General features: G+C 72.9%; 26 protein-coding genes and 2 tRNA genes. 15 read left to right on the forward strand and 13 right to left on the reverse strand.

Features of this window, described 5'->3' with window-relative positions:
- Positions 1–81: 81 nt before the first annotated feature.
- The 5 genes from BLV05_RS04820 to BLV05_RS04840 are packed head-to-tail and all read left to right on the forward strand — an operon-like array spanning position 82 to position 6,134.
- Positions 82–1,488 carry an ABC transporter substrate-binding protein gene (locus tag BLV05_RS04820; RefSeq protein ID WP_046767108.1) on the forward strand — a complete coding sequence of 469 codons (1,407 nt, stop codon included), beginning with the start codon at positions 82–84 and terminating at the stop codon, positions 1,486–1,488.
- A gap of 5 nt (positions 1,489–1,493) precedes the next feature.
- Positions 1,494–2,528, forward strand: coding sequence for a carbohydrate ABC transporter permease (locus BLV05_RS04825; protein WP_082154970.1), 1,035 nt, complete (start codon positions 1,494–1,496; stop codon positions 2,526–2,528).
- A complete protein-coding gene (locus BLV05_RS04830; RefSeq protein WP_046767107.1) occupies positions 2,528–3,391 on the forward strand; it encodes a carbohydrate ABC transporter permease in 864 nt (287 codons plus the stop codon). Before BLV05_RS04825 ends, BLV05_RS04830 begins: the two co-directional genes overlap by 1 nt.
- Before the next feature lie 2 nt (positions 3,392–3,393).
- The gene (locus BLV05_RS04835) at positions 3,394–4,689 is read left to right on the forward strand and encodes a Gfo/Idh/MocA family protein (RefSeq protein WP_046767106.1); all 1,296 of its coding nucleotides are present in this window, start codon (positions 3,394–3,396) and stop codon (positions 4,687–4,689) included.
- Positions 4,686–6,134, forward strand: a complete 1,449-nt coding sequence (locus BLV05_RS04840; protein WP_052762170.1) for a sulfatase-like hydrolase/transferase — start codon at positions 4,686–4,688, stop codon at positions 6,132–6,134. Before BLV05_RS04835 ends, BLV05_RS04840 begins: the two co-directional genes overlap by 4 nt.
- Positions 6,135–6,216: 82 nt before the next feature.
- Here the strand turns inward: BLV05_RS04840 and BLV05_RS04845 are convergent, their stop codons facing one another.
- A complete protein-coding gene (locus BLV05_RS04845; protein ID WP_331245859.1) occupies positions 6,217–7,236 on the reverse strand; it encodes an RNA polymerase subunit sigma-70 in 1,020 nt (339 codons plus the stop codon).
- Here BLV05_RS04845 and BLV05_RS04850 point away from each other — a divergent pair.
- Positions 7,208–7,783 (forward strand): dihydrofolate reductase family protein, encoded by a 576-nt coding sequence (locus BLV05_RS04850; protein WP_046767104.1) that lies wholly within the window; start codon positions 7,208–7,210, stop codon positions 7,781–7,783. The genes BLV05_RS04845 and BLV05_RS04850 overlap by 29 nt on opposite strands.
- Here the strand turns inward: BLV05_RS04850 and BLV05_RS04855 are convergent.
- From BLV05_RS04855 to BLV05_RS04875, 5 genes are all read right to left on the reverse strand, one after another.
- Positions 7,776–8,984 (reverse strand): RNA polymerase sigma factor, encoded by a 1,209-nt coding sequence (locus BLV05_RS04855; protein WP_046767270.1) that lies wholly within the window; start codon positions 8,982–8,984, stop codon positions 7,776–7,778. The two genes, BLV05_RS04850 and BLV05_RS04855, sit on opposite strands and share 8 nt — an antisense overlap.
- Before the next feature lie 2 nt (positions 8,985–8,986).
- Positions 8,987–9,346: a YciI family protein gene (locus tag BLV05_RS04860; RefSeq protein ID WP_046767103.1), complete on the reverse strand. Its 360-nt coding sequence runs from the start codon at positions 9,344–9,346 to the stop codon at positions 8,987–8,989.
- A gap of 88 nt (positions 9,347–9,434) precedes the next feature.
- Positions 9,435–10,313 (reverse strand): hypothetical protein, encoded by an 879-nt coding sequence (locus BLV05_RS04865; RefSeq protein ID WP_046767102.1) that lies wholly within the window; start codon positions 10,311–10,313, stop codon positions 9,435–9,437.
- Positions 10,314–10,338: 25 nt separating this feature from the next.
- On the reverse strand, positions 10,339–11,610 hold the full coding sequence (locus tag BLV05_RS04870; protein WP_046767101.1) for a glycoside hydrolase family 15 protein: 1,272 nt from the start codon (positions 11,608–11,610) through the stop codon (positions 10,339–10,341).
- Between the two features lie 70 nt (positions 11,611–11,680).
- Positions 11,681–13,036 carry an ammonium transporter gene (locus tag BLV05_RS04875; RefSeq protein ID WP_082154969.1) on the reverse strand — a complete coding sequence of 452 codons (1,356 nt, stop codon included), beginning with the start codon at positions 13,034–13,036 and terminating at the stop codon, positions 11,681–11,683.
- A gap of 240 nt (positions 13,037–13,276) precedes the next feature.
- Between BLV05_RS04875 and BLV05_RS04880 the strand changes: the two genes are divergently transcribed.
- Together BLV05_RS04880 and BLV05_RS04885 are read left to right on the forward strand one after the other, a co-directional pair.
- Positions 13,277–14,902 (forward strand): long-chain fatty acid--CoA ligase, encoded by a 1,626-nt coding sequence (locus BLV05_RS04880; protein WP_046767268.1) that lies wholly within the window; start codon positions 13,277–13,279, stop codon positions 14,900–14,902.
- Positions 14,903–15,469: a hypothetical protein gene (locus BLV05_RS04885; RefSeq protein WP_046767100.1), complete on the forward strand. Its 567-nt coding sequence runs from the start codon at positions 14,903–14,905 to the stop codon at positions 15,467–15,469.
- 6 nt (positions 15,470–15,475) lie between these two features.
- Here BLV05_RS04885 and BLV05_RS04890 read toward each other — a convergent pair whose 3' ends face one another.
- Genes BLV05_RS04890 through BLV05_RS04905 form a run of 4 tightly spaced genes read right to left on the reverse strand, consistent with a single transcriptional unit; the run spans position 15,476 to position 17,077 of the window.
- Positions 15,476–15,871: a VOC family protein gene (locus BLV05_RS04890; protein ID WP_046767099.1), complete on the reverse strand. Its 396-nt coding sequence runs from the start codon at positions 15,869–15,871 to the stop codon at positions 15,476–15,478.
- A gap of 41 nt (positions 15,872–15,912) precedes the next feature.
- A complete protein-coding gene (locus tag BLV05_RS04895; RefSeq protein WP_197683535.1) occupies positions 15,913–16,290 on the reverse strand; it encodes a VOC family protein in 378 nt (125 codons plus the stop codon).
- Positions 16,287–16,616, reverse strand: coding sequence for an ArsR/SmtB family transcription factor (locus tag BLV05_RS04900; protein ID WP_152690601.1), 330 nt, complete (start codon positions 16,614–16,616; stop codon positions 16,287–16,289). The genes BLV05_RS04895 and BLV05_RS04900 overlap by 4 nt, the downstream gene beginning before the upstream one ends.
- Before the next feature lie 17 nt (positions 16,617–16,633).
- Entirely contained in the window at positions 16,634–17,077 is a 444-nt protein-coding gene (locus tag BLV05_RS04905) for an SRPBCC family protein (RefSeq protein WP_046767097.1), read from the reverse strand.
- A 101-nt stretch (positions 17,078–17,178) separates the two neighbouring features.
- Here BLV05_RS04905 and BLV05_RS04910 point away from each other — a divergent pair, with 101 nt between their 5' ends.
- Positions 17,179–18,009 (forward strand): sulfurtransferase, encoded by an 831-nt coding sequence (locus BLV05_RS04910; protein ID WP_083421272.1) that lies wholly within the window; start codon positions 17,179–17,181, stop codon positions 18,007–18,009.
- Positions 18,010–18,092: 83 nt separating this feature from the next.
- On the opposite strand, the gene BLV05_RS04915 is transcribed toward BLV05_RS04910, so the two are convergent.
- On the reverse strand, positions 18,093–18,848 hold the full coding sequence (locus tag BLV05_RS04915; protein WP_152690600.1) for a phosphotransferase: 756 nt from the start codon (positions 18,846–18,848) through the stop codon (positions 18,093–18,095).
- A 47-nt stretch (positions 18,849–18,895) separates the two neighbouring features.
- On the opposite strand from BLV05_RS04915, the gene BLV05_RS35555 reads away from it, so the two are divergent.
- The 5 genes from BLV05_RS35555 to BLV05_RS04930 all read left to right on the forward strand — a co-directional run bounded on the left by BLV05_RS35555 (position 18,896) and on the right by BLV05_RS04930 (position 22,624).
- A tRNA-Ser gene (locus tag BLV05_RS35555) sits at positions 18,896–18,988 on the forward strand.
- A 1-nt stretch (position 18,989) separates the two neighbouring features.
- Complete coding sequence (locus BLV05_RS04920) at positions 18,990–20,645, forward strand: bis-aminopropyl spermidine synthase family protein (protein WP_052762169.1); 1,656 nt, start codon at positions 18,990–18,992, stop codon at positions 20,643–20,645.
- 166 nt (positions 20,646–20,811) lie between these two features.
- The gene (locus BLV05_RS35560) at positions 20,812–20,988 is read left to right on the forward strand and encodes a hypothetical protein (protein ID WP_157524198.1); all 177 of its coding nucleotides are present in this window, start codon (positions 20,812–20,814) and stop codon (positions 20,986–20,988) included.
- A gap of 89 nt (positions 20,989–21,077) precedes the next feature.
- A complete protein-coding gene (locus BLV05_RS04925; RefSeq protein ID WP_046767096.1) occupies positions 21,078–21,554 on the forward strand; it encodes a hypothetical protein in 477 nt (158 codons plus the stop codon).
- A 38-nt stretch (positions 21,555–21,592) separates the two neighbouring features.
- Entirely contained in the window at positions 21,593–22,624 is a 1,032-nt protein-coding gene (locus BLV05_RS04930; RefSeq protein ID WP_046767095.1) for a hypothetical protein, read from the forward strand.
- Between the two features lies 1 nt (position 22,625).
- On the opposite strand, the gene BLV05_RS04935 is transcribed toward BLV05_RS04930, so the two are convergent.
- Positions 22,626–24,239, reverse strand: coding sequence for an LCP family protein (locus BLV05_RS04935; RefSeq protein WP_052762168.1), 1,614 nt, complete (start codon positions 24,237–24,239; stop codon positions 22,626–22,628).
- Positions 24,240–24,403: 164 nt separating this feature from the next.
- Positions 24,404–25,057, reverse strand: coding sequence for a phosphoribosyltransferase (locus tag BLV05_RS04940; protein WP_083421273.1), 654 nt, complete (start codon positions 25,055–25,057; stop codon positions 24,404–24,406).
- Between the two features lie 80 nt (positions 25,058–25,137).
- Here BLV05_RS04940 and BLV05_RS04945 point away from each other — a divergent pair.
- Positions 25,138–25,228, forward strand: a tRNA-Ser gene (locus tag BLV05_RS04945).
- The last annotated feature ends 37 nt before the right edge of the window (positions 25,229–25,265 follow it).

Genomic DNA, 25,265 nt, shown 5'->3' on the forward strand with positions numbered 1-25,265 from the left:
CCATTCGTTGACACCTTGAATCACATTTACCAACCATGGTGCCCCACATCTGCAGGCGCTCCATCGAGGAGGGACGGCAACATGTGGCGACGACCTCTGAGTGCACTGGCGGTGATCGGCCTGGTCGCGGCGGGGTGTTCCGGCGACGACGACGGCGACAGCGCGGGCTCCGGCGAGGGTGACGGCGGCAGCATCACGCTGTGGACGGTCTACGACACCGCCGACCGGATCGCGACGATGCAGCAGGTGCTGGCCGACTTCACCGCAGAGTCCGGCATCGACGTCGAGCTGGTCGGCGTCAGCGCGCCCGACCTCTCCCAGGCGATGGTGTCGGCGGCCGCCGCCGGCGACCTCCCCGACGTCGTCGTGCACGGCGTCGAGCTGGCCGCGGGCTGGGTCGCCGAGGGCATCCTCGACTCCGCCGTGGCCAGCGAGCTGATCGACGAGCTCGGCACCGACACGTTCAACGAGAGCGCGCTGAACCTCATCCGGGTCGAGGACGCCGAGGGCGAGTACGCCACCGTCCCGTCCGACGGCTGGGGCCAGATGATCTTCTACCGGACCGACCTGTTCGACGCCGCCGGGCTGGAGGAGCCGACCAGCTACGAGGCCGTGCTGACCGCCGCCGAGCAGCTCAACGGGCAGAACGGCGGCTCCGGCTTCGCGATCGGCAGCACCGGCGGCGACGGCTTCACCATGCAGGTCTTCGAGCACGTCGCGCTGGCCAACGACTGCCAGCTGGTCGACGACGAGGGCGAGGTGACGCTGGACAGCCCCGAGTGCGAGGAGGCGATCCAGTTCTACGTCGACCTCGCGCAGTACGCGCCCACCGGCGCCGGCGACGTCGACACCACCCGGGCCAACTACCTGGCCGGGCAGACGGCGATGACGTCGTGGTCGCCGCACCTGCTGGACGAGTTGGCCGGCCTGTTCCCGGACACGCCGCTGACCTGTGCCGACTGTGCCAACGACCAGCAGTGGCTGGTCGACCGCACCACGATGCTGCCGCTGTTCCAGGGTCCGTCCGGCGACGAGCCGACCCAGTTCGGCCTGACCATCAACCTGGGCATCACGACGTCCGCCGACACCGAGCCGGCCAGCGAGCTGGTGCGGTACCTGCTCGGCGACGGGTACATGGGGTTCCTGTCCATCTCGCCCGAGGGCCGGTTCCCGATGCGCACCGGCCCGGAGGCCGGCGACACGTCCTACGTCGACGGCTGGACCGGCCTGGCCGTGGGTTCGGGGCAGGAGCAGCTCAGCGTCGGCGAGCTGTACGGCGACGACGCGGTCCAGACCATCACCGAGGGCGCCACCGGGTTCGAGCGCTGGGGCTTCCCGCAGGGTCAGGGCGCGCTGGTCACCGCGATGTACGGCGACCTCGAGCTGACGAACATCCTGCGCGACGCGCTGGACGGCACCATCACGGCGGCCGAGGCGGCCGCGCAGATGGACGAGAGCGCCACGCAGCTCCAGTCCGAACTGGGCTGAGGCCCGTGGCCTCCGGACCGATCGCCCCGTCCGCCGCGGACACCGAGCCGGCCGGCACCGGCGACGGTGGCCCGCGGCGCGGCGGGCGCCGTGGCCGCCGCGGCGGCGGGCCGTCGCTGCGCACCCGCGAGTCGCGCGCCGGCCTCGTCCTGGTCAGCCCGACGGTCCTGATCGTCCTGCTGGTGGTCGTGCTGCCGTTCCTGTGGACGATCGTCATGTCGTTCCAGCGGCTGCGGCTGATCGACCTGCAGAACGTCTTCGACATCACGCTGACGCTGCGCAACTTCGAGACGGTCCTGGGCAGCGCGGACCTGTGGGAGATGGTCCGCACGACGCTGATCTACTCGATCGGCGGGACGGTGCTGTCGATCGGCGCCGGGCTGGCGACCGCGCTGGCGTTGCGGCAGCGGTTCCCCGGCCGCATGATCATCCGGGCGTTCGTGCTGGTGCCGTACGTCATCCCGGTGGTGTCCGCGGCGCTGGTCTGGCGGACGCTGCTGAACCCGCAGTTCGGGCCGGTCAACGTGTTCGGCGTCGACGTGCTCGGCTGGGACCAGCCGATCGGGTTCCTCAGCGAGCGGTTCCACCACGTCGAACTGTTCGGCGTCGGGTTCGACGCGCCGATCGCGCTGCTCACCGTCATCGTGTTCGAGGCGTGGAAGACGTTCCCGCTGGCGTTCCTGTTCATCCTGGCCCGGCTGCAGGGCATGCCGCGCGACCTGGAGGAGGCGGCGCGCGTCGACGGCGCCACCCCGCTGCAGCGCTTCCGCTACATCGTCGCTCCGCAGCTGTCCGGCGTCATCGCGCTGCTGGTGCTGCTGCGGTTCATCTGGACGTTCCAGAACTTCAACGACGTGTACCTGCTGACCCGTGGCGCCGCCGGCACCGAGGTGGTCGCGGTGCAGGTGTACCAGTACCTGGTCGCCCGCAACGACGTCGGCGGCGCGGCCGCGCTCGGCCTGCTGATGTCCGTCGTGCTGATCATCGCCTTCGCCGTCTACTACCGGTACGGCGTGCTCAAGCAGGAGGCGGAGGTCTGATGGCGTCGCGCGAGGTGGTCGAGACGCGCGTCCTCGGGGTCGCGCGGGTGCTCTGGCTGGCGTTCATCATGGTCGCCTGCATCCTGCCGCTGTTCTACATGCTGCTGCTGTCGGTACGGCCGCTGCAGGCCGTGCTGCAGGACCCGCTCGGCGTGCCGTCGCCCAGCGAGCTGAACCTGGAGGCGTACCGGCGGGTCGTCGCCTCGCCGGAGGACGGCGGCTACGGCCTGCTCTCGTTCTTCGGCAACTCGCTGATCGTCGCGCTCGGCTCCGTCGTGGCGACCGTGCTGGTGTCGGTGCTCGGCGCGTATGCCGCGACCCGGCTGCGCTTCCCGGGCAAGAACGTCGTCAACGTCTCGTTCTTCGCCGTCTACATGTTCCCCGGCATCGTCATGGCGATCCCGCTGTTCGTGCTGTTCTCGCGGCTCGGGCTGCGCGGCGAGCTGCCGGCGCTGATCGTCATCTACCTGGCGTCGACGGTGCCGGTGTCGGTGTACATGCTGCGCAACTACTTCCGGTCCATCCCGAAGGGACTGGAGGACGCGGCGATGGTCGACGGCTGCAACCGGGTCCAGGTGATCGTCCGGATCGTGCTGCCGCTGGCGATGCCGTCGATCGCCGCGACCTCGCTCTACGTGTTCATGATCGCCTGGAACGAGTACCTGTTCGCGCTGCTCTTCCTGCTGGAGAGCCGGGACAATTGGACGGTCTCGCTCGGCCTGGCACAGCTGGACGACATCAGCGTGTCGGCGACCGTCCTGATGGCGGGGTCGGTGCTGCTGACGCTGCCGGTCATCGCGCTGTTCTTCGCCGCCGAGCGTCTGCTGGTCGAGGGCCTCACCGCCGGGGCCGAGAAAGGGTGAGCATGACGGACTTCGACGCGCCGGTGCGGCTGCTGGTGATCGGCGCCGGCAGCCGGGGCGGCAACGCCTACGCCGGCTGGTGCCTGCAGCATCCCGGGACGGCCGTGGTCACCGGCCTCGCCGACCGCGACGAGGCGCGGCTGGCCGGCGTCGGCGACGCGCACGGCGTGCCGGCGCAGCACCGCTACACCGACTGGCGGGCGGCGCTGTCCCGTCCGGGTCCCTGGGACGCCGTCGTCGTCGCCACCCCGGACCGCATGCACGTCGACCCGACGCTGCGGGCGCTGGAGCTCGGCTTCGACGTGCTGCTGGAGAAGCCGATCGCGCCGACGCCGAGCGAGCTGGACCGGCTGATCGCCGCCGCGAAGGACCGGCCCGGCGCGATCACCGTCTCGCACGTCATGCGCTACACGTCGTTCTTCAACGCGCTCAAGCGGCTGCTGGACGAGGGCCGCATCGGCGAGCTGCAAGGCGTCGAGCACGCCGAGCACATCGCGTACTGGCACTACGCGCACAGCTACGTCCGCGGCAACTGGCACCGGACCGCCGACTCCAGCCCGATGCTGCTGGCCAAGGCATGCCACGACCTCGACATCCTGCGCTGGCTGGTCGGCTCGCCGTGCATCGCGGTGTCCTCGTTCGGGGACCGGCGGCACTTCCGCATCGAGAACGCGCCGCCCGGCTCCACCGATCGCTGCATCGACGGGTGCGCCGTCGCGGCGACCTGCCCGTACAACGCGCACCGGTTCTACGTCGAGCAGCTGGCCGGCGTCGACACCTGGCCGGTCTCGGTCATCACCAGCGACCCGTCGCCGGAGGGCCGGTTGAAGGCGCTGCGCGAGACCGACTACGGCCGCTGCGTCTACCGCATGGACAACGACGTCGTCGACCACCAGACGACCTCGCTGCGCTACGCCAACGGCGTGACGGCGTCGCTGGTCGTGTCGGCGTTCACCGAGAAGAACACCCGGATCATCACGCTGATGGGCAGCCACGGCGAGATCAACGCCGACCTCGAGGCCGGCCGCATCGAGGTGGTCCGGTTCGGCGACTCCGCACCTGACGTCGCCGGCCTGCCGCCCGCCGCCCGGCACGTCGAGCAGATCGCCGACGATCGCGCCGGGCACTCCGGCGGCGACGCCGGGCTGATGGCCGACTTCGCCGAGCGGATCCGCCGGCGCCGGGCCGGCCTGCCGGTGCAGGCCGCGCCGAGCGCGTTCGAGGAGAGCCTCGAGAGCCACTGGGTCGCGTTCGCGGCCGAGCGGTCGCGGCAGAACGGTACCGTCGAGTACCTATGACACCGGACCGGCCGAACCTGCTGCTCGTCACCACCGACCAGCAGCGCCGCGACACCGTCGGCCCGCGGTCGCCGTCGTTCCTGCGCACGCCGCACCTGGACCAACTGGCGCGCGAGGGGATCCGGTTCGACGCCGCGTACGCGTCGACGCCGGTGTGCGTGCCGTCGCGGGTCACGCTGCTCACCGGGCAGTCGGCGCTGCGGCACGGCATGACGCACAACGGCCGCACCTGCGACGTGCTGGCGCCGGGCGCGCCGACGCTACCGGCCCGGCTGGGCGCGCTCGGGTACGCGACCGTCGGCATCGGGAAGATGCACTTCACGCCGCCGCGGGCGCACCACGGCTTCGAGCAGCTGATCCTGCCCGACGACTACTACCGGACCGGTGTGCCGGCGATGCGGCACGGGCTCGGGCAGAACGAGCTGTCGCCGGGCATGGCGACCGTCCCGGAGGCGGAGACGCTGACGTCGTGGCTGTCCGAGCGGGCGGTCGAGCACATCCGGTACCGCCGCGACCCGACCCGGCCGTTGTTCCTGTGGCTGTCCTACAGCAAGCCGCACCCGCCGCTGGACCCGCCCGAGCCGTACTACTCGATGTACCGTGACGCGTCGATCCCCGCGCCGGTCGTGGGCGACTGGGCCGGCGACGACGCGCCGGCCGCGTTCCGGCGGCAGCGGCACCGCGGCTCGTTCGACCTGCTGGACTCTTCGACGGTCCGGGCGGCACGCGCTGCGTACTACGGACTGGTGACGCAGCTGGACTACAACCTCGGCCGGGTGCTGGCCGCGTTGCAGGACGCCGGCGAGCTGACCCGCACGACGATCGTGTTCACGTCGGACCACGGCGAGTTCCTCGGCGACCACGGCACCGGCAACAAGGTGTTCTTCCACGAGGCGTCGGCGGGCGTGCCGATGATCGTGCGGCCGGCGGCGGGTACGTCGTCCGTGCCGCCCGGGACCGTGGTGCAGACACCGGTGACGCTGGCCGACGTGCTGCCGACGTTCGTGGCGGCGGCCGGCGGGCCGGTTCCGCCTGACGTCGACGGGACGGACCTCGTCGCGCTGGCCGCCTCCGAGCATCGGGAGCGGGTCGTCGTGGGCCTGGCCGGCGGTGACGCCGGGCCGCCGGGGCTGCCGTACTACCTCGCCATGACCGACGGGCGGCACAAGTACGTCTGGTATCCGGAAGGACCGGCGCAGCAGCTGTTCGACCTCGCGTCCGACCCGGACGAGCGGCACGACCTCGCGGGCTCCGCGGCGGACGGCGACCTGGCCGGCTGGCGCGACCGCCTCGTCGCGGCGATCACTGACGCCGGCGGCGCCCACCACCTCGACGCCGGCCAGCTGCCCGCCGTCGCGCCGCTGAACGACACCGTCGCCGAACAGCGCGCGAGCGGCTGGCCCGGCTACCACACCGAGGCCTTCCACCTCGACGTCCGGCACTGACCACCGCGTCTCCCCCTTTGCAATGAGCACCTATACGCACCACCCACGCGTGGTGCGTATAGGTGCTCATTGCAAAAGGGGGTCAGGGGAGTTCGGCGGGGAGGTCGAACGCGGGGAACAGCTCCGGGCCGAACGTGGTGACCTCGGCGATCAGGCCGTCCTCGACCCGGAGAACGTCGAGCTTGAACGCGGCGAACCCGCTCGCGCCGGGAGCGCGCAGGTAGCACGCGGCGGCCGGCATCCGGTTGGCGCTGGTCGGCAGCAGCCGCCACTCGCCGTGCTCGGCCGCGGCGGCGTGCAGGGGCGCCAGTGCGGCCCAGCCGTCGAAGCAGACCGGCTGCGGAGGCATGGTGACCCGGATGTCGTCGCGCACCAGCGCCGCCATCTGCGTGGCGTCGGGGCGCTCGGACAGGACGATGTAGCGGTCCAGCAGGTCGCGCTCGTCGGCGCTGAGGCCGGTGCGGGGCGTGCTCGCCGGCGACGGCTGCTCGCGCTGCAGCGTCGCGCGGGCCCGCTGCAGGGCGCTGTTCACCGTCGGCACCGTCGTCTCGAGGATGGCCGCTGTCTCGGCGGCCGACCAGCCGATGGCGTCGCGCATCACCAGCACGGCGCGCTGCTGCGCGGGCAGCAGCTGCATGGTCGCGATGAACGCCAGCTCGATGGTCTCTCGTCCGACGACGACGGCGTCCGGTTCCTCCGTGCGCGGGGCGGCCTGGTCGAGCAGCACGTCGGGGTACGGCTGCAGCCACGGCACCTCGGCGAACGAGCTCAGCTGCTCGGGCCGGCGCGAGCGCTTGCGCAGCTGGTCGAGGCAGGCGTTGGTCGCGATGCGGTAGAGCCAGGCGCGCAGGTTGCTGCCTGGCTCGAAGGTGTCGCGGTGCGTCCAGGCCCGCAGCAGCGCCTCCTGCAGCACCTCCTCGGCGTCGTCGAAGGAGCCGAGCATGCGGTAGCAGTGCACGTGCAGCTCGCGCCGATGCTCCTGGATGGCTGCCGAGAAGTCGTCCATCGGGACATTCTGCATTTCGTCGCCCCGGGACCGATGAGTCGGCGCGCGCGGCGTCGTTACAGGGGGCATGAACACACTCACCCTGGACATCAGCATCTCCCTCGACGGCTACATCGCGGCGGCCGGCCGGACCCCCGAGGAGCCCCTCGGGCGCGGCGGCGAGCGCCTGCACGACTGGATCCGCACCGAGAGCGGCGGTGACCTGCTGACCGAGGCGGTCGCCGGGCTCGGCGCCGTCATCACCGGCCGGCGCACCTACGACGACTCGCTCCCGGGATGGGGCGCCGACGGTCCCTCGGGGCCGGCCCGGCGACCGGTCGTCGTCCTGACGCACGAGGTTCCGGCGGAGTCGCCCGAGACCGGCGTGTACTCGTTCGTCACCAGCGGCATCGAGGACGCGCTCGCCCAGGCCCGAGACGCGGCCGGCGACGGCGCGGTCTGCGTCATGGGCGGCGCCGACATCGCCCGCCAGTACATCGCCGCCGGGCTGGTCGACGAGATCTCCCTGCACGTGGTGCCGGTGCTGTTCGGCGACGGCACGCCGTTGTTCGACCGGACCGGCGACGGACACGTCGAACTGGAGCCCGTGAGCGCGGTGCACACCGAGGCGGCCACGCACGTGCTCTATCGCGTGCTCAGGTGACGTCGGCGGCACGCAGCGTGAGGTAGCGCCGCTCCGGCAGACTCGCCGTGCGCTGGGCCGCGCGCAGGTAGGCTGCGCGGGCGCCGTCCGGGTCGCCGGCCAGTTCGAGCAGGTGGCCGCGGACGGCGTCCAGCCGGTGCGTCTGCGACATCCTGTCGTCGGCGTCGAGCGTGCCGAGCAGCGCCAGCCCGGCCCGCGGCCCGTGCACCATCGCGACGGCGACGGCCCGGTTCAGCGTCACGACCGGGCCGGGCGCGACCTTCTCCAGAACCTCGTACAGCGCGAGGATCTGCGGCCAGTCGGTCGCGTCGGCCGTCACAGCCTCGTCGTGGACGGCGGCGATGGCGGCCTGCAGCTGGTACGGGCCGACGGGGCCGCCGCCGAGCACGCCGGTGAGCAGCGCGACGCCCTCGGCGATCTGCGCGGCGTCCCAGCGGGTCCGGTCCTGCTCGGCCAGCGGGACGGGGACGCCGTCGCCGGTCGTCCGTGCCGCCCGGCGGGCGTCGGTGAGCAGCATCAGCGCCAGCAGCCCGGTGACCTCGCCGTCGCCGGGCGCCAGCCGCACCAGCAGCCGCGTCAGCCTGATCGCCTCGCCGGTGAGGTCGGTCCGCACGCTCTGCGCGCCCGAGCTGGCGGTGTAGCCCTCGTTGAAGATCAGGTAGAGCACGTGCAGGACGGCGCGCAGCCGGGCGGCCCGCTCGTCCGGCGGCGGCAGGTCGAACCGGGCGTTGCCGGCCCGCAGCTTCTGCTTGGCCCGGCTGATCCGCTGCGCCATCGTCGCCTCGGGCACCAGGAACGCCGCCGCGATCTCCGCCGTCGTCAGGCCGCCGACCGCACGCAGGGTCAGCGCCAGCTGGGCGGGCAGCGGCAGCGCCGGGTGGCAGCACAGGAACAGCAGCGTCAACGTGTCGTCGGAGCGCTCCACCTCGCCCGGCTCGACGAGATCCAGCGCGGCCACGGTCTCCTCGCGGCGACGGCGGGCCTCCGCGCTGCGCACCTCGTCGACGAACCGCCGCGAGGCGACCGTCACCAGCCACGAGCGCGGGCTGTCGGGCACGCCGTCGACCGGCCACTGCGTCGCTGCGGCCAGCAGCGCCTCCTGCACGGCGTCCTCGCAGGCGTCGAACTGCCCGTACCGGCGCACGAGCACCCCGAGGACCTGCGGCGCGGCCTCGCGCAGCAGGTCCTCGACGGCGGGCATGGTCACAGATCGGGCGGGGCGTCCATCGCCGGGCGGACCTCCAGCCGCTCGGAGTACTGGACGATCTGCCCGGCCAGCTCGAGGACCCGCTCCTCGCTCTCGACGTCGACCACCCAGAAGCCGATCAGCGACTCCTTCGCCTCGGCGAACGGGCCGTCGGTGGCGACCGGCAGGCCGTCCTGCAGGCGCACGGTCTTCGCCGTGCGGGGGTCGGCCAGGCCCTGCTGGAAGACCAGCTCGCCGGAGGCCTCGAGGTCCTTGTCCAACTGGACCATGAAGCCGATCATCTCCTCGATCCACTCCTTCGAGCGGGTGGCCATCGTGGTCTCGACGTCGCCGAACATCATCAGCATGTACTTCATCGGGTCGCTCCCGTCTCGTGGGCGCCGTTTCGGGGCGCTCTCGGCAGTGGGTCGGAGCCGTCTCCGCGTTCTCGACAACCCGGCGGTGTCAGCTCTCGTCGTTGCGGTCCGCGCACCGCACCGCCTGCATCGCGTCGAGGGCGGCGCGCTGATCGTCGTCGACGGGGATGGCGGTGGGGATCTCCTGGCCGTCGCCGAGGTCGATCCAGGCCGTGAATCCGTACGGCCGTTTGGCGTCGCCGATGGCGTGCCCGCCGCAGCGCTGCACGTCGGACCGGACGTGTAGCTGCCCGGGCGGCGTCGCGGGATCGGGCTGCGGCGCCACCTCGAAGAGCACGCTGCCGCGGGTGTCGGTGATGATCGGCGTGCTGCCCGGAACGACCGGTGTGACGGTGAGGACGCCGGTCAGCGTGCCGTCGGCGTTCGACGCCAGCGGGCCCATCGTCAGCGTGACGGACTCCGCCAGTACCTGGGCGCCGCAGTCGGCGCGCAGCAGCCGATCCAGCGTGCCGTTGGGGTACGGGAGGTCGACCGCCAGTACCTGGTCGGCACCGCCCTCGGCCCGCGCCACCAGGCTGACGCGCGACGCGGGCGTCGTGGAGTCGATACCGTCGGGGCAGCTGGCCGGGCCGTACTCGACCTGGAGGTCGCGCGGGGTCTCGCCCGGCGGGATGGTGGCGTCGAAGGGTTGCGGCCCGGTGGCCGCGAACGAGTCGCTGAGCAGCTCCGCCGACGTGACGGTGACCGGCTCGGCGCCGTGGTTGGTGACGGCGATGACGACCAGGCCGGACCGGTTGAACGAGCGGCGGATCTCGGCCGTCGCCGAGAGGTCCGGCACCGGGCCGGCCGCGGCCTCGCCGGAGGCGACCTCGTCGTCATCGCCGGTGGCAAGCGCGACGATGGTGGCAGCGATGGCGGCCAGCAGCACCGTCACGACGAGGGCCAGGACGAACCGCAAGCGGCGCATGGTGCATTATCCCCCGTGAACAGCCTCAGGCGGGAGGCACCGGGAGCGGGCGTCCGCCGAGCGCGGCGAGCGCCAGCAGCACGGTCGCGCCGGTCAGGCCGAGCGGCGCCACGGCCGACGGCCGGCCGTCGGCGGTGACCTTCTCCGGCAGCGCGCCCAGCGCGGTCCGGCGCAGGTCGAGCCAGCTGAGCAGCCGGTGGGCCAGCGCGGTGTCGCCGATCGACGCGGCGGTCAGCGCGTGCAGCGACACCTGCGGCGTCCACGCGGTGACGAGGTCGGTCCACTCCTCGCCCGGCCGGACGCCGCCGTTGCCGACAGTGGTCGCGTCGACGGCCGCCCGCCAGGCGGCTTCCGCTCCGTCTGTGAACGGGGCGAACGGCGGCAGCAGGAACGCGCCCGACGCGTCCCGGCCGCCGGTGCCGCCGATCCGCCGGGCGTAGCCGTGCCCGCCGAACCCCTCGGTGACGGCCGCGGCCAGCCGGCCGGCGCCGTCCGCTGCCCGGGCCGCCAGTTCGGCGTCGTCCGGCCCGCCGAGCAGCGCCAGCAATTCACGGCCGGCGCGCAGGCCGAGCAGCAGCGGCGCCGCCGAGCCGAGCGTCGCCTCGTCGAGGTCCATCTCCCAGAAGTCCTGCGACGCGCGTGGCAGCCCGGTCGCGGGGTCGAGCGCGGCCAGCGCGGCCTCGACGGCGGCGCGGACCATCGGCGCCAGCGGGCCGGCGGAGCCACCGGCGCCGGCCCAGAGCCACGTCGCCCACAGCGTCCAGCCGATGCCGTCGAGCTGCAGGCCGCGGTCGTCGGGCACCGCGCGGGAGCCGTCGGGCAGGTATCGCGCCTGCCAGGTTCCGTCCTTCTCCTGCATGGCCGCCACGTACGCGAGCTGCGCGTACGCCGGCCCCGGCCGCCCGCACACCGTCAGCGCGGCGGCCATGTACCCGGCGTCGCGCGGCCACACGTACCGCCAGTACGGGCTGCCGGCCGCCACCACGGCGCCGTTCGGGAACGTCAGCACGCCGATGTCGGTCAGCGCCTCCTCGGCCATCGCCTGGTACGGCGTCCCCCGGCCGGGCAGCTCGCAGGCCGCCAGCAGCTCGCACGCCGCCTCGACGTCGTCTGTCGTGGGCACGGCCGCGCTTGGCAGCGCGCCGGACGCGGGGTCGAGGTAGCCGGTGCCGGGCAGCCGCCGCAGCCCGCTGTGCGGCGGGACGACGACCGGGGCGCCGTCGGTGCCGATGACCACGCCGTCGGAGTAGAGCCGGGTCTCCGGCGACCACGCCGTGCCCTTGGTGCCGAGCTGCATCGGCACACCTTAGACGCGGAAAAGCCGCGGCCCGGGGCGAGACACCCCGGGCCGCTGTCGAACGGTCGAACTACGCGGTGGCGACGTCACCACCGGCCGGGATCACGCGACCGGGCGCCGGAGCGTCGGTCACGTCGGCCGCCGCGGGCGCGGCCACCCGGGCCAGCACGTCCTCCGAGACCTCCTCGGAGCCGATCTCGTAGCCGGACTCGCCGTGGTGGATCCGGTCGACGCCGACCACCTCGTGGTCGTCGTCCACCCGGAACCCGATCGTCCGCTGCAGCACCAGGCCGATCAGGTACGTGACGACGAACGAGTAGCCCAGCACCGCACCGGCGCCGACGACCTGCCGCCAGAGCTGGTCGACACCGCCGCCGAAGAACAGGCCGTCGACGCCCGCCGGAGCGTCCGCCGTGGCCAGGAAGCCGATGGCGATGGTGCCGACGAGGCCGCCGACCAGGTGCACCGCGACGACGTCGAGCGAGTCGTCGTAGCGCAGCCGGAACTTCAGGTCGACCACCAGCGAGCAGATGGCGCCGGCCACGACGCCGAGGATCAGCGAGCCGACCGGGTTCAGCGCCGCGCAGGCCGGCGTGATCGCTACCAGACCGGACACCAGTCCGGAGGCCGCACCCAGCGACGTCGCGTGCCCGTCGCGGAGCTTCTCGACGATGATCCAGGCCAGCATCGCCGCGGCCGTGGCGGCCACGGTGTTGACCAGCGCCACACCGGCGATGCCGTTGGCGCCCACCGCCGAGCCGGCGTTGAAGCCGAACCAGCCGAACCACAGTAGGCCGGCGCCGAGCATCACCAGCGGCAGGTTGTGCGGACGGTGCGAGCCCTTGGCGAAGTCGCGGCGCCGCCCGAGGACGAGCGCCAGCGCCAGGCCGGCCGCACCGGCGTTGATGTGGACCGCGGTGCCACCGGCGAAGTCGAGGGCGAGCAGCCGGTCGGCGATCCAGCCGCCGTCGCCGTCGGCGAAGTAGAACACCCAGTGCGCGACCGGGAAGTACACGAGCGTGCCCCAGATGCCGGCGAACAGCAGCCAGGTCCAGAACTTCGCGCGGTCGGCGATCGAGCCCGACACCAGCGCGACCGTGATGACCGCGAACATGCCCTGGAAACCGACGAACACCGTCGACGGGATGGTGCCTACCAGGGCGTCAGGGCTCATCAGACCGGTCAGGCCGAAGAACTCGCTGGGGTCACCCAGGAGACCGGCGCCGACGTCGGAACCGAAGGCCATCGAGTATCCGTACAGAACCCACAGCACGCTGATCACGCCGAGCGCGCCGAAGCTCATCATCATCATGTTGATGACGCTCTTCGCCCGGACCATGCCGCCGTAGAACAGCGCAAGGCCCGGAGTCATCAGCATGACGAGTGCCGTGGATGCGAGAATCCAGGCGGTGTCTCCGGTATCCATGGAGTGCCGTCCCCTCCCTTCCGTGCCGGGCCGCGCCGTTGCGACCTCCGAACGCGGACAGCGTGTTCCTCGGGCGTTTCGCCAGGTGACGCAGGTGGTTACAAGGTGATGTCGCGACTACCGGCGTATGTCGTGATCGTTAAACACGAGAGAGATCAAGACTTCCGCCGGCCGCTTTCCTGCGGCAGGGTGGACCGACAGACGCCGGCGTCGCCGGGTCCTCGATGGGGAGGTCTCGTGATCACCAGCACGATGATGGACGTTCCGCTGCAGGTGCGCCGGCTGCTCGAGCACGGCTCCACGATCCACGGCACCAGCCGGGTGGTCACGGCAACCGGCACCGGCACGCACGAGACGACCTTCGCCGACATCGCCCGCGCCGCGGCCCGGCTGGCCGGCGCGCTGTCGTCGCTCGGGGTCCGGCCCGGCGACCGGGTGGCGACGTTCATGTGGAACAACCACCGCCATGTCGAGGCGTACTTCGCGGTGCCCGCGATGGGCGCGGTGCTGCACCCGCTGAACATCCGGCTGTTCCCGGAGCAGATCGCGTTCACCGCCAACCACGCGGCGGACCGCGTCGTCATCGTCGACAACTCACTGCTCGCGGGGTTCGCCAAGCTGCTGCCGTCGCTGAAGTCGGTGCGGCACGTCATCGTCGCCGGCGCGGCCGACCGCAGCGTGCTCGACGGCACCGGTGTCGGCGTACACGACTACGAGACGCTGCTGGCGGCGCAGCCGGTGACCTACGACTGGCCCGACGTCGACGAGCGCGCGGCCGCGGCCATGTGTTACACGTCCGGCACCACCGGCCACCCCAGAGGCGTCGTCTACAGCCACCGCTCGATCTACCTGCACGCGCTGGCCGAGTCGATGCCCGACGTGTTCGACCTGTCCGCCCGCGACCTGCTGCTGGGCGTCGTCCCGCAGTTCCATGTGCTCGCGTGGGGGCTTCCATACGCCGCGTTCGCCACCGGCACGTCGATGGCCATGCCCGACCGCTTCCTCGCGCCGGAGCCGCTGGCCGCCTTCATCGCCGCAGCGCGGCCGAACAAGGGCGCGGGCGTGCCGACCGTCTGGATGGGGCTGCTGCAGTACGCCGAGGCGCACCCGGAGGCGGACCTCTCGTCGCTGACCTCTCTCGTCGTCGGCGGGTCGGCGATGTCCGAGGCGCTGATGCGCGGCCTCGACGCGCGTGGCATCACCGGCCTGCACGCATGGGGGATGACGGAGATGAGCCCGCTCGGCACGCTCTCGCGGCCGCCGGCCGGCGCGGACGACGAGGAGTCCGCCGGCTACCGGCTCACCCAGGGCCGGTTCGCCGCGCCCGTCGAGGCCCGGCTGGTCGGCCCGGACGGCGACGTGCTCGGCTGGGACGGCGAGACCGTCGGCGAGCTCGAGGTGCGCGGTCCGTGGATCACCGGGTCGTACTACCTGGACAACGACGAGGACCGCTTCGACGAGGGCTGGCTGCGCACCGGCGACGTCGGCACCATCACGTCCAACGGCTACCTGCGCCTCACCGACCGCGCGCGCGACGTCATCAAGTCCGGCGGCGAGTGGATCAGCTCGGTCGAGCTGGAGGGCCACCTCGCCGCACATCCCGCCGTCGTCGAGGCGGCCGTCGTCGGCGTGCCCGACGACAAGTGGGGCGAGCGCCCGCTGGCCACCGTCGTCGTCAAGGAGGGCGAACAGGTCGACGTCACCGAGCTGCGCGACTTCCTGTCGACGAAGGTCGCCAAGTGGCAGCTGCCCGAGCGCTGGGCGGTCGTGCCGGAGATCCCGAAGACCAGCGTCGGCAAGTTCGACAAGAAGATCATTCGCGCGGCGTACGCACAAGATGACCTGAACGTCACTACGCTCGGCTGAATGCCGGTCGAGTTCATCGGAGCCAACCCGAGCGCCACCCTCATGCGCGCGGACTCACGCGCCGGATTCGTCTCCCTCTGGGAGGCGGAGTGGAGCGTCGAGGGCTCCGGTCTGGCGATCCTCGTCTGGGTCGACGGCGACGACGTCGTCCGGTTGCTCACGCCCGACGCACCGCTCGGCGCCTGGCTGTCCAGCACGTTCAGCCGCTGGTTCCCCGAGCTGGACGGGCTGCCGGAGATCGGCGAGCCGGTCGACTGCGACGTCGTCGAGTGGCACATCGGCTCCGACCACGCCCGCGTCAAGGTGGTCGGCGCCGACGGCACCCGCGTCGTCGCGACGATCAGCCGGCCGGTCGAGACGCGTCCCGGCGAGGCGTCGGCGTGGCAGCTGGGCGGGGTGCCGTGGACGCTGACCAACCTGCTGACCTTCTGCACCGACGCCACCCTCGAGGTCGACGGCGCCCGGGTGCTCGGCCGGCCCGAGGTCGGCGGCACCGACGGCCGCGCCCACTCGTCGGCGGTCATCGCGACGCACGAGACCTGGACCCGGCAGGTCCCGCCGGCCTAGCGCTGGTCAGGCGACGCAGAACTCGTTGCCCTCCGGGTCCAGCATCACGACGTGCCCGAGCACGGAGCCGCGCTCGTCCCGGTAGTGCTCCTCCCGGACGACGGTCGCGCCGTGCTCGACGAGCCCGGTGACCTTCGCGCGGATCAGGTCGGCCCGGGCGAGCCAGTCCCACGGCGGCTCGCCGGCGACGCGGACATCGATGTGCAGCCGGTTCTTGGCCGTCTTCGGCTCGGGCACCCGCAGGAACCCGATGGCCGGGCCCACACCGTCCGGATCGACGATCGAGGCACCGTCGGGGTCGTCGTAGCCGGGCTCGGGCACGTAACCGAGCGCGAAGGCCCAGAACGCGGCCAGCGTCTGCGGGTCGGCGGCATCACCCCCGAGCGTCCAGTGCGTCGCCATGGCCCGACCCTAGCCGCGGTTCCGGACGGAATCCTTCCGGATCATTCGGGGGCCTCGGCCACCAGGTGCACGACGCCCGCGGGGTTGGCGATCCAGTGCGCCCGCATGGCGTCGGGCAGCGGTTCCAGCTCGTCCCGGGCCACGACGCCGGCGGCGGCCAGCCGCTCCATGGCCGCCGGGAGATCGTCGGTTCCCAGCTCCAGCCAGACGTCGGAGCGACTGTAGGCGGGCACCTCGTCCAGCCACAGCACGTTCGCCCCGAACTCCACCCGCATGCTGCGCGTCACCCCGGCAGCGATGTCTGTTCCGGTGACGTCGCGCGTGGGCAGGCCCAGCACGTCGCGGTAGAACGCGACCGTCGCGGCGTACTGCGCGCGCGGGATCTTCATGGCGATGTTGACGCTGCCGTGGAACGTCACGGCCGGTCTCCTTCCTCGGCCAGGCGCTTGATCGTCGCCAGCCGCGACTCCCACGCCGTCGCCAGCTCGCTCAGGTCGCGGGCCGCCTCGGCCAGCCGCTCGGGCCGGGTCCGGTAGAGCACCTCGCGGCCCACCCGGCGGCCGCTGACCAGGCCGGCGTCGTCGAGCACGGCGAGGTGCTTGACGACCGCCTGCCGGGTCACCGGCAACGCGCCGGCCAGAGTGCTGGCGCTGGCCTCGCCGCGGTCGGCGAGCAGGTCGAGCAGCTGCCGCCGGGTCGGCTCGGCCAGCGCGACCAGCACCGCGTCGAGCAGGGTTCGGCTCATGACATCAGTCGTTCGGCTCATGCCGCGACGGACTCGGCGTAGCCGCGCAGCTCGTCCAGCTCCAGCCGCCAGCCCTCGGTGTTCTCGGCGACATGCTTCGCCTGCTGGTCCGGCCCGCCGGCCAGCCGGCTGAACCCGCTCTCGACCACCCGCAGCCGGGTGCCGTCGCCGTCAGGGCTCAGCGTGAACTCGACGAGCGTCGAGTTGCCCTCGCCCGGCCGGCCGTCGTCGAGCGCCCAGCGGAACGCGAACGTCGTGTACGGCTCGACGGTCTCGACGACGCCGCGTGAGACGCCGTGGTCCTTCCACGTGAGCGTCAGCTCGCCGCCGGGGCGCAGGTCGATCTCCGCGCCGGCATCGGCGAACCAGGTGCCCAGGTGTTCGGGGCGGGTGACGATCGCCCAGACCCGCTGCGGGGCGGCGGCGATGACGATGTCGCGTTCGATGCGGTCGGTGCTCATCGAGTCTCCTCCTTGGTCGGTGGTGCAACTACAGAGTTGCACATGGCATGATGGTTGTGCAACTCACGGGTTGCGGTTCGGGCTGGGCTAGCGTGAGCGGCATGAGCGTCCTGATCGACACCGACGCGCTCGGCCGGCGGCTGGCCGCGGGGGAGCGCACCGTCCTGCTCGACGTCCGCTGGAAGCTCGGCGACCCGCACGGCCACGACCACTACCTGGCCGGTCACCTGCCCGGCGCGGCCTACGCCGACCTCGAGACCGAGCTGGCCGGGCCGCCGTCACCGGAGCAGGGCCGGCACCCACTGCCCGACGTCGGCGTGCTGCAGGCGGCCGCCCGCCGGTGGGGCGTGCGCGACGGCGACACCGTCGTCGCGTACGACGACCTCGGCGGCCTGTCGGCGGCCCGGGCGTGGTGGCTGCTGCGCTGGGCCGGGCTGACGGACGTGTGGTTGCTGGACGGCGGGCTGAGCGCGTGGACGGCGGCCGGCGGGACGCTGGAGTCGGGTCCGGTGACACCGCCGGAGGGCGACGTGACACTGCGGCCGGGCGCGCTGCCGACGCTGTCCGCCGACGACGCCGCCGCGTTGCCTGACGACGGGGTGCTGCTGGACGCCCGCGCCGGCGAGCGCTTCCGCGGCGAGACCGAGCCGGTCGACCCGCGGGCCGGGCACATCCCCGGCGCCCTGAGCGCCCCGACGGCGGACAACCTCGATGCCGCGGGCCGGTTCCTGGACCCGTCCGCGCTGCGTGCGAGGTTCGCCGCCCTCGGCGTCGACGGCGACCGGCCCGTCGGCGCCTACTGCGGCTCCGGCGTCACCGCCGCCCACGAGGTCGCCGCCCTCGCCGTCGCCGGCATCGACGCGACCCTCTACCCAGGCTCCTGGTCGCAGTGGTCGTCCGACCCCGACCGCCCGGTGGCCACCGGCCCCTGACTACCCCGCCATAGAAGTTGATCTTGGAGTTCTTCGCGTATCTATCGGACATTCCACCCCGCAATTGCCGAACAACTCCAAGATCAACGGGGGAGGGCGGCGGCGATCGCGGGTTCGCGAGCGGCCAGCGCGGCCAGCGCCGCCCGGGTGTTGCCCGGCTCGCCGATCGCCGCGAGGTTCAGCAGCCCCTGGTCACCACGTCGCTGACCGGCCTCGATGCGGTCGGCCGCCATGCTCATCCGGACCCGCACGTGCGCCAGGATCGCCTCCGGGCTCACGTCGCCGTAGGCGTCGGCCATCACCCCGAGCCGCCGCGCGACGTCGTCCACCGGCAGCTCGCGGCGCAGCGGCACCGACATCCATGCGACAAAGGCGAGATCGTCGAGCGCGACACCCGGGCCGGCCATGTCCCAGTCGACCACGCCGGCGACGCGGTCGCCGTCGGCGATCCAGTTGTAGGCGGCCGGGTCGTTGTGGCAGACGAGCTCGCCGTCGGCCAGCGCGCGGCGCCCGTGCCGCCACGTCACCTCGCCCGCCGGCCGGTAGCCGGCCACCGCGTCGTGGAAGCGGCGCAGCCAGCTGACCCCGTCGGCCAGCAGCGCCTCACCGACGACCTCGTCGCGGGCGATGCTGCGGCCGGGGATCAGCCCCAGCACCTCGCGGCCCTGCTCGTCGACCCCATGGACCGCGGGGACGCCGTCCAGTCCGGCGGCCCGCAACGCGTCCAGCAGCGCGTGCACCGCCGGCGTCCACGGCCCGGTCGGCCGCCGCACGGTGTCGCCGACGCGCACGGCCCCACCGACCCGGCCACCCGGCAACGGCGTCTCGGCCTCGCTCACCGGCCCGATGCTGCCACACGCCGGACATGGCACACTTGCACCTGCCTGGAGGGCTGCCGGAGTGGCCGAACGGGGAACTCTTGAAAAGTTCTAGGGCGGGGCCCTCTCCGTCCTCATGGGTTCGAATCCCATGCCCTCCGCTTGGACCCGCGCACCGACCCCATCGACCGCGTCGCCGACCTCGTGTCGGGACTCGGCATCGGCGCGCGCCCGGTGCGTGCGGCGCTGGCCGCCCTGGTCGCCGGGTCCGTCACGCTCGACGACCTCGTCCGCCGGTTCGCGCTGCCGCGGCGGCTGGCCGAGGCGCTGCTCGACGCGCTGGGCGGCGACCTCACGACGTCCGGCAGTCGGTCGGCGGGGGTGCGGGCCGACGCGCGGGTGCGGTACCGCGAGCGGTTCGGACTGGACCGCCTGGAGCGGCCCCAACTCCCGGGTCCGGTCGACGCGCTGCCGGCCGACGACGTCGCGCGGCGCATCGCGGAGGTCGTCGCCGCCGCACCGGCCGCCGTCCAAGCGCTCGACCACGTGCCCGCGACGCGGGTCACCGCGCTGCGCCGCGCGCTGTGGCTGGACGGCACCTTCGACCTCGACGGCGCGACGCTGGTGTGCGTCGGCGACCACGACCTGACGTCCGTCGCGGTGTGCCTGGTCAACCCGCGGGTGAACGTCGTGGTCGCGGACCTCGACGAGGACCTGCTCGCGTACGTCGACCAGCAGGCCGCGGCGCTGGACCTGCCGATCCGCACCGCCTACGCGGACTTCCGGGCCGGGCTGCCGTCGGCCGCGCGCGAGGTGGGCGACCTCGTCTTCACCGACCCGCCCTATACGCCCGAGGGCGTGCGCCTCTTCCTCACCCGCGGCCTGGAGAGCCTGCGCGACCGCGCGAACGGCCGGCTGGTCCTGGCCTACGGGTACGGACGGCACCAGCCGGCGCTGGGGCTGAAGGTCCAGCGTGAGCTCGTCGGGCTGTCGCTGGCCACCGAGGCGATCCTGCCGCACTTCAACCGCTACGACGGCGCGCAGGCCATCGGCAGCGCCAGCGACCTCTACGTCTGCCAGCCGACGGCCGCGACGTGGAAGGCGCTGCCGCGCGCGGCGCAGGAGGCCGTCACGATCTACACGCACGGTCCCCAGTCGCTCGAGGGCGGCCGGCCCGACGCCGAGGACGTCATGACGACGCTGCTCGAGGCCGCCGCCGGGCCCGAGTCGCTGGACGTCGGCGCGGTCGTCGCGCTGCGGCGTCCGCCGGGCGGCATCGCACTCGGCGACGTGTTCGCCGGGCGGGCCGCGGCCGCCGTTCCGAACGCCCGCTCGGCCGCGGTCGCCGTCCACCTCGTCGGCGACCCGAGCACCTGGCTGCTCCGCACGCTGCTGGCCCTGGACGTGCGGCGGCTGGCGGTCGCCGTCCAGAACGCCCATCCGGCCGTGACGTCGCAGGCTGGCCAGCAGGAGCTGCAGCGGCTGGTCGGCGCGAAGTGGCGGCTCCGGTTCCGGCGCAGCACCCCTGACTCGCGGCACGCCATCGTCGAGGCGGCCGAGGTCGACGCGGCGGATCTCGCGCCCGCCGACGTCGCGCGGCGGTTCCTGCTCGACAACGGCCACCGGCGCCTCGGCACCGCCTGGCGCGACGCCCTGATCAAGGGCAGCCGGCGCACGGGCGGCGAGCCGCTCGGCAAGGACGAGGCCCGGCGCATCGTCGACGAGTCCGGGCTGCCGGCCCACGTGCTCGACAGCCCGCTGATCGAGCTTCCCGCGCACCGCATCGCTTCGATCATCGCCGGCCTCGACGCGAATTGATCGTTTTCGCCCTCCTCGCACCGTTGTGATCGCTAGCCTGGATGCAGGTCACGGAGGTTTTCGATCGTGCTGCGCGGCGAGTTTGCTCGCGACATCACTATCGGTCAGGCATCCTTGACATGGGTGGGATGCGCCGGGGCGGCGCACGACAGACAGGTAGGAGACCATGAGCGCACAAGTGGCCATCGTCTGCGACCAATGCGGCGATCTGGGGACCCTGGGGTCGACGCCACACCATGCTCGCGCGACGCTCTCCGGCTGGACCCGGCGGCACGGGCTCGACCTGTGCCCGCTGTGCCGGATCATCGCCGAGAACCGCGCCCGGCTGGCGTCCACAGCCTGACTCAACATTTGGGGACTGACGTCAGACCTTGCGGTCGGCTACCATCCCTCTACGCGGGCTGACCTGCGCTCGCGTGACACACTGGGTCCGTGACACGCACGGTCTACGGCCCACCGACCCAGCTCGCGGTCCGCGGCATCGGAGTGGGCGCCGCCGGCCTCGGCCTGGTCACCATCGCGCTGACGATCGTGCTCGCGGCCGACCCCGCCGGCTGGCTGCGCGGCACGCTGCTGGTGCTGCTGGCGCTGGCCGCGGTCGTGTCGCTGGTCATCCTGCTCGTCGGTGTGCTGCGGGTGTTCGGCCGCGGCACCCGGCTGGTGCTCGACGACGACGGGTTCGTCAACGCGACGGGGTTCGGCGTCGGGCGGCGGGTGCCGTGGCGCGACGTCCGCAAGGTGCAGACCGACGGCGCCATCGTCTCCGTCGACCTCTCCGGCGGCCGGCAGAGCCTCATCCGCACCACGTCCATCGACGTCGAGCCGCGGGTGCTGGCCCGTGAGCTGCGCGGACGGCTCAACCAGGACCGCGGCTACCGGCCGTTGTCGGGCCAGGACGAGGCGCGCTGAACGCATGGCTGTCCGGGCCGCCGGGCACACTGGGATGAGTGCGTAGATCTCTGATCCTGCTGACGATCGCCGTCCTGGCGACGGCCGGGTGCGCCGCCGGGCCCGGCGGCGCCGGCGACGGACGCACCCCGGTCGCGCCGTGGGCAGCGGGCGACCCGACGGAATCGACGTCACAGTCACCCCCGCTGGACCCGGGCCGTCCACCCGCCGCGAGCCGAACGCCGTCGCCGTCCCCCAGTTCGACACCCACACCGAGCCCGACGCCCACGCCGCCGGCCACCCTGCCCGGCGGCGGGACGACGATCCTGCCCGAGCACCGGCTGGTCGGGTTCGCCGGCGGCCGCTCACCGGCGTTCGGGCGGCTGGTCCCGGAGGGCCTCGACGCCGCGGCCGAGCAGATCGACGCGATCGCCGCCTCGTACACCGGCGACGGGCGCAGCGTGCTGCCGGTATTCGAGCTGATCACCGTCGTCGCCCACGGGTCGCCGGCGGCCGACGGGCTGTACCGCACGCACGAGCCCGATGACGTCATCGCGGCGTACCTGGCGGCGGCCCGGCGCCACGGCGCCCTGCTGCTGCTCAACGTCCAGCCCGGGCGGGCCGGCTTCCTCGACGAGGTGGCCCGGCTGGAGCCGTGGCTGACCGAGCCCGACGTCGGGCTGGCGCTGGACCCGGAGTGGGCGGTCGGGCCGGACGAGGTCCCGGGCGACGTCTACGGCAGTACGACCGGCGCCGAGCTGGACTCCGTCGCCGCCTACCTGTCGACGCTGGTCGCCGCGCACGACCTGCCCGAGAAGGTCATGGTGTTCCACCAGGTGCACGCGTCGGTCGTCCTCGACGAGGCCGCGTTGCTGCCGCACCCGGGCGTCGTCACCATCAAGAGCGTCGACGGCATCGGCAACCGCGCGGAGAAGGAGCGGACCTGGACCACGCTCATGCGCACGAAGCCGCCGCACGTCGCCGCCGGCTTCAAGCTGTTCTTCGAGGAGGACGCCGCGCGGGGGCCGCTGATGACACCCGCCGAGGTGCTCGCGCTGCTGCCGACGCCTGACTACGTGCTGTACGAGTGAGTCAGCAGACCGCGCCGGCGTCGACCGGCTCGTCGGCCGCGGGCTCGTCCGTCGCGCCCTCGGTCGGCTCTTCGGCCGGCTCGTCCGTCTCGCCGGAGGCCTGCTCGATGGTGGCGCCGGAGCGGTCGCTGCTGGCGTTGTCGGCGCTCTGGCCGGTCGCCTCGGTGGTGTCCTCGGGCGGCGGCGTCGTCTCGCCGGTCTCGCCGCCCTCGGGGGCGGCCGGGGTGCCGGCGAGGATCTCCTGGATGCGTGCGTGCAGCTGGTCGTAGTCGGGGTCGCTCGACGTGGTGCCCATGCTGCCGAAGAACTCGTTGTCGAGGGTCAGGCTCTCCAGCGGCTGGGTGCGGACCTTGACCATGAGCTCGATCAGCGCCGGGAACAGGTCGGCGGGCACGTCGGAGGTGATGATGTCGCCGGCCGCCGAGGCGAGGCTCTGGTACTGGCTGAGCAGCGTGGCCGGGTCGGCCTTGTCGACGATGGCGTTCATGACGCAGCGCTGCCGCTCCATGCGCTCGTAGTCGTCGCTGCCGCAGCGCGAGCGGGCGAACCAGAGCGCCTGGAAACCGTCGAGCAGCTGGTCGTCGCCCTGCTGGATGTAGCCGTTGGCCTCGGTGCAGGTGCCGTCGGGGAGGCTCTTGTTGCCCCACGGGATGTCGCGCGGCACGTCGACGGTGATGCCGCCGAGGGCGTTGACGACCGCCTCGAAGCCGGCGAGGTCGACCATGATGAAGTAGTCGACCTCGATGCCCAGCGCGCCCTCGACCGCCCACTTGGTGGCGTCGGCGCCAGGGTCGCCGACGCCCTCGAACACCTCGGGGTGGTCGCGCGGCACGTTGGCGTAGACGGCGTTGAGCATCCACTCGAGCGGGTCGCCGCCGCCGCTGAACCCGTCGGGATAGGCCTCGGCGAGCGGCGTGCCCTCGGGGAACGGGATGCCCTGCAGGTTGCGCGGCAGCGAGATCATCGTGGTCGCGCCGGTCTCGGTGTCGATGCTGGCGACGATCTGGGTGTCCGGACGTAGTCCGGTGCGGCCCTCGCCGGCGTCGCCGCCGAGGAAGAGCACGTTCAGCCGCGGCTTGTCCGCCCACGGGTCGGAGATGTCGACGTCAGGCGTGGTGTTGCTGGCGCCGCTGGAGGAGATGTTGCCGACCAGCTCGCGCTGGGTGAATGCGTACCGGGAGCCGACCGCCATCGGCGCGACCACGACCGACGCGCAGACGATGACGACGGCCGCGCCGGCCAGCCGCTTGCCGGTGGTCAGGCCGTCCGGCTCCAACGACCGGTGGCTGCCGAGCGCGATGAGCAGCCAGGCCACGGCGCCGGCCGCGAGCGCCGTCCCGAGGATCAGCATCATCTGGCGGTCGCCGCCGTACGACGCCAGTTCGCCGGGCGGCACGAGCACGACGACGGCGAGCCCGAAGATGAGCAGCGCGACGAGGATCACCAGCAGCGTCGTGCCGAGCCGGCGCTTGCCGGCGGCGATGAACCCGGCGCCGGGGACCAGCGAGCCGAGTGCGGTGAGCCCGATGAAGCGGCCGTAGCGTCCGTTGCGCTCGGCCCGGCGCGTCTGCAGCCGGGAGCGTCGAGCACCTTGGCCTCGTCGTGCACGCTGCACCGGCCGGTCACCCCTCCTTGCTCTCACGTCGTCAGCTCTCATGATCCGCTCTATTCGCCGAAGCCAGGATAATCACACCTCGGCCCGGCACCGGCGGACGTCGACCCAACGCCCCTGTGTACAAGACGCCCGAACCCGCGCATAAGTTGCCTACGTGACCACGGTCACGGCCTCAACAACGCTCTGACGTCGGCATCTTCGACTTGGGTGAAGTCGTCGTACCACTCGCCGACCGCGAGGAACGTCGCCGGGATCTCCAGCGCGACGACCGCGTCCACGACCTCCGCCAGCTCGTCCACCGTGTCCGCCGGCCCCACCGGCACCGCCACGACGACGACGCGCGGCCCCGGTTCCGCCGTCGCGAGCAGCTCGGCCGCCGCCCTCATCGTCGCGCCCGTCGCGATCCCGTCGTCCACCAGGACGACGGTGCGGCCGGCCAGCCGCAGGGCCGGGCGGCCGCCGCGCAGGAGCCGCTGGCGTTGCTCGGCCGCGGCCTGGGCGTCGGCGAAGACCACCTCGACCTCTGCGTCGCCGAGCCGGATGCGCCGGGCCACCTCGGCGTTCACCACCCGGTGCCCCGACGCCGTGACGGCGCCCAGCGCCAGCTCTGGCTGCCACGGCACGCCGGCCTTGCGCACCACGAGCACGTCCAGCTCGCCGCCCAGTGCCGCGGCCACCGGCGCCGCGACGGCCACCCCGCCGCGCGGCAGCCCCAGCACCAGCACGTCCCCGACGTCGCCGAGCTGCTCCTGGACCGCCGCGCCCAGCTGCTCACCAGCCTCGCGACGATCGCGCCAGGCTCGCCCGCGAGATCTCACACCACCCGACTTTGCCGTCTCCGGCGCAGGAACGGTAGCCTTGCGTCGCCCGGTGTTGCACGCAGTGCTCCCTCGGGCATGGAGGCGTCGCCTAGCCCGGTTTATGGCGCCCGCCTGCTAAGCGGGTTGAGGGCTCAAACCCTCTCGCGGGTTCAAATCCCGCCGCCTCCGCACCACCAGCACCAATGCCGAGGGCCGGTCCGAACCA

The organism is Jiangella alkaliphila (assembly GCF_900105925.1).
Classification (GTDB): Bacteria; Actinomycetota; Actinomycetes; order Jiangellales; family Jiangellaceae; genus Jiangella; species Jiangella alkaliphila.

What these genes read in the sequence shown, in the direction of transcription:
- BLV05_RS04820 (WP_046767108.1), top strand. Translation starts at nt 82, where the DNA reads ATGTGGCGACGACCTCTGAGTGCACTGGCGGTGATCGGCCTGGTCGCG.
- BLV05_RS04830 (WP_046767107.1), top strand. Translation starts at nt 2,528, where the DNA reads ATGGCGTCGCGCGAGGTGGTCGAGACGCGCGTCCTCGGGGTCGCGCGG.
- BLV05_RS04835 (WP_046767106.1), top strand. Translation starts at nt 3,394, where the DNA reads ATGACGGACTTCGACGCGCCGGTGCGGCTGCTGGTGATCGGCGCCGGC.
- BLV05_RS04840 (WP_052762170.1), top strand. Translation starts at nt 4,686, where the DNA reads ATGACACCGGACCGGCCGAACCTGCTGCTCGTCACCACCGACCAGCAG.
- BLV05_RS04850 (WP_046767104.1), top strand. Translation starts at nt 7,208, where the DNA reads ATGAACACACTCACCCTGGACATCAGCATCTCCCTCGACGGCTACATC.
- BLV05_RS04845 (WP_331245859.1), bottom strand. Translation starts at nt 7,236, where the DNA reads ATGCTGATGTCCAGGGTGAGTGTGTTCATGCCCCCTGTAACGACGCCG.
- BLV05_RS04855 (WP_046767270.1), bottom strand. Translation starts at nt 8,984, where the DNA reads ATGCCCGCCGTCGAGGACCTGCTGCGCGAGGCCGCGCCGCAGGTCCTC.
- BLV05_RS04860 (WP_046767103.1), bottom strand. Translation starts at nt 9,346, where the DNA reads ATGAAGTACATGCTGATGATGTTCGGCGACGTCGAGACCACGATGGCC.
- BLV05_RS04865 (WP_046767102.1), bottom strand. Translation starts at nt 10,313, where the DNA reads ATGCGCCGCTTGCGGTTCGTCCTGGCCCTCGTCGTGACGGTGCTGCTG.
- BLV05_RS04870 (WP_046767101.1), bottom strand. Translation starts at nt 11,610, where the DNA reads ATGCAGCTCGGCACCAAGGGCACGGCGTGGTCGCCGGAGACCCGGCTC.
- BLV05_RS04875 (WP_082154969.1), bottom strand. Translation starts at nt 13,036, where the DNA reads ATGGATACCGGAGACACCGCCTGGATTCTCGCATCCACGGCACTCGTC.
- BLV05_RS04885 (WP_046767100.1), top strand. Translation starts at nt 14,903, where the DNA reads ATGCCGGTCGAGTTCATCGGAGCCAACCCGAGCGCCACCCTCATGCGC.
- BLV05_RS04890 (WP_046767099.1), bottom strand. Translation starts at nt 15,871, where the DNA reads ATGGCGACGCACTGGACGCTCGGGGGTGATGCCGCCGACCCGCAGACG.
- BLV05_RS04900 (WP_152690601.1), bottom strand. Translation starts at nt 16,616, where the DNA reads ATGAGCCGAACCCTGCTCGACGCGGTGCTGGTCGCGCTGGCCGAGCCG.
- BLV05_RS04905 (WP_046767097.1), bottom strand. Translation starts at nt 17,077, where the DNA reads ATGAGCACCGACCGCATCGAACGCGACATCGTCATCGCCGCCGCCCCG.
- BLV05_RS04910 (WP_083421272.1), top strand. Translation starts at nt 17,179, where the DNA reads ATGAGCGTCCTGATCGACACCGACGCGCTCGGCCGGCGGCTGGCCGCG.
- BLV05_RS35560 (WP_157524198.1), top strand. Translation starts at nt 20,812, where the DNA reads ATGAGCGCACAAGTGGCCATCGTCTGCGACCAATGCGGCGATCTGGGG.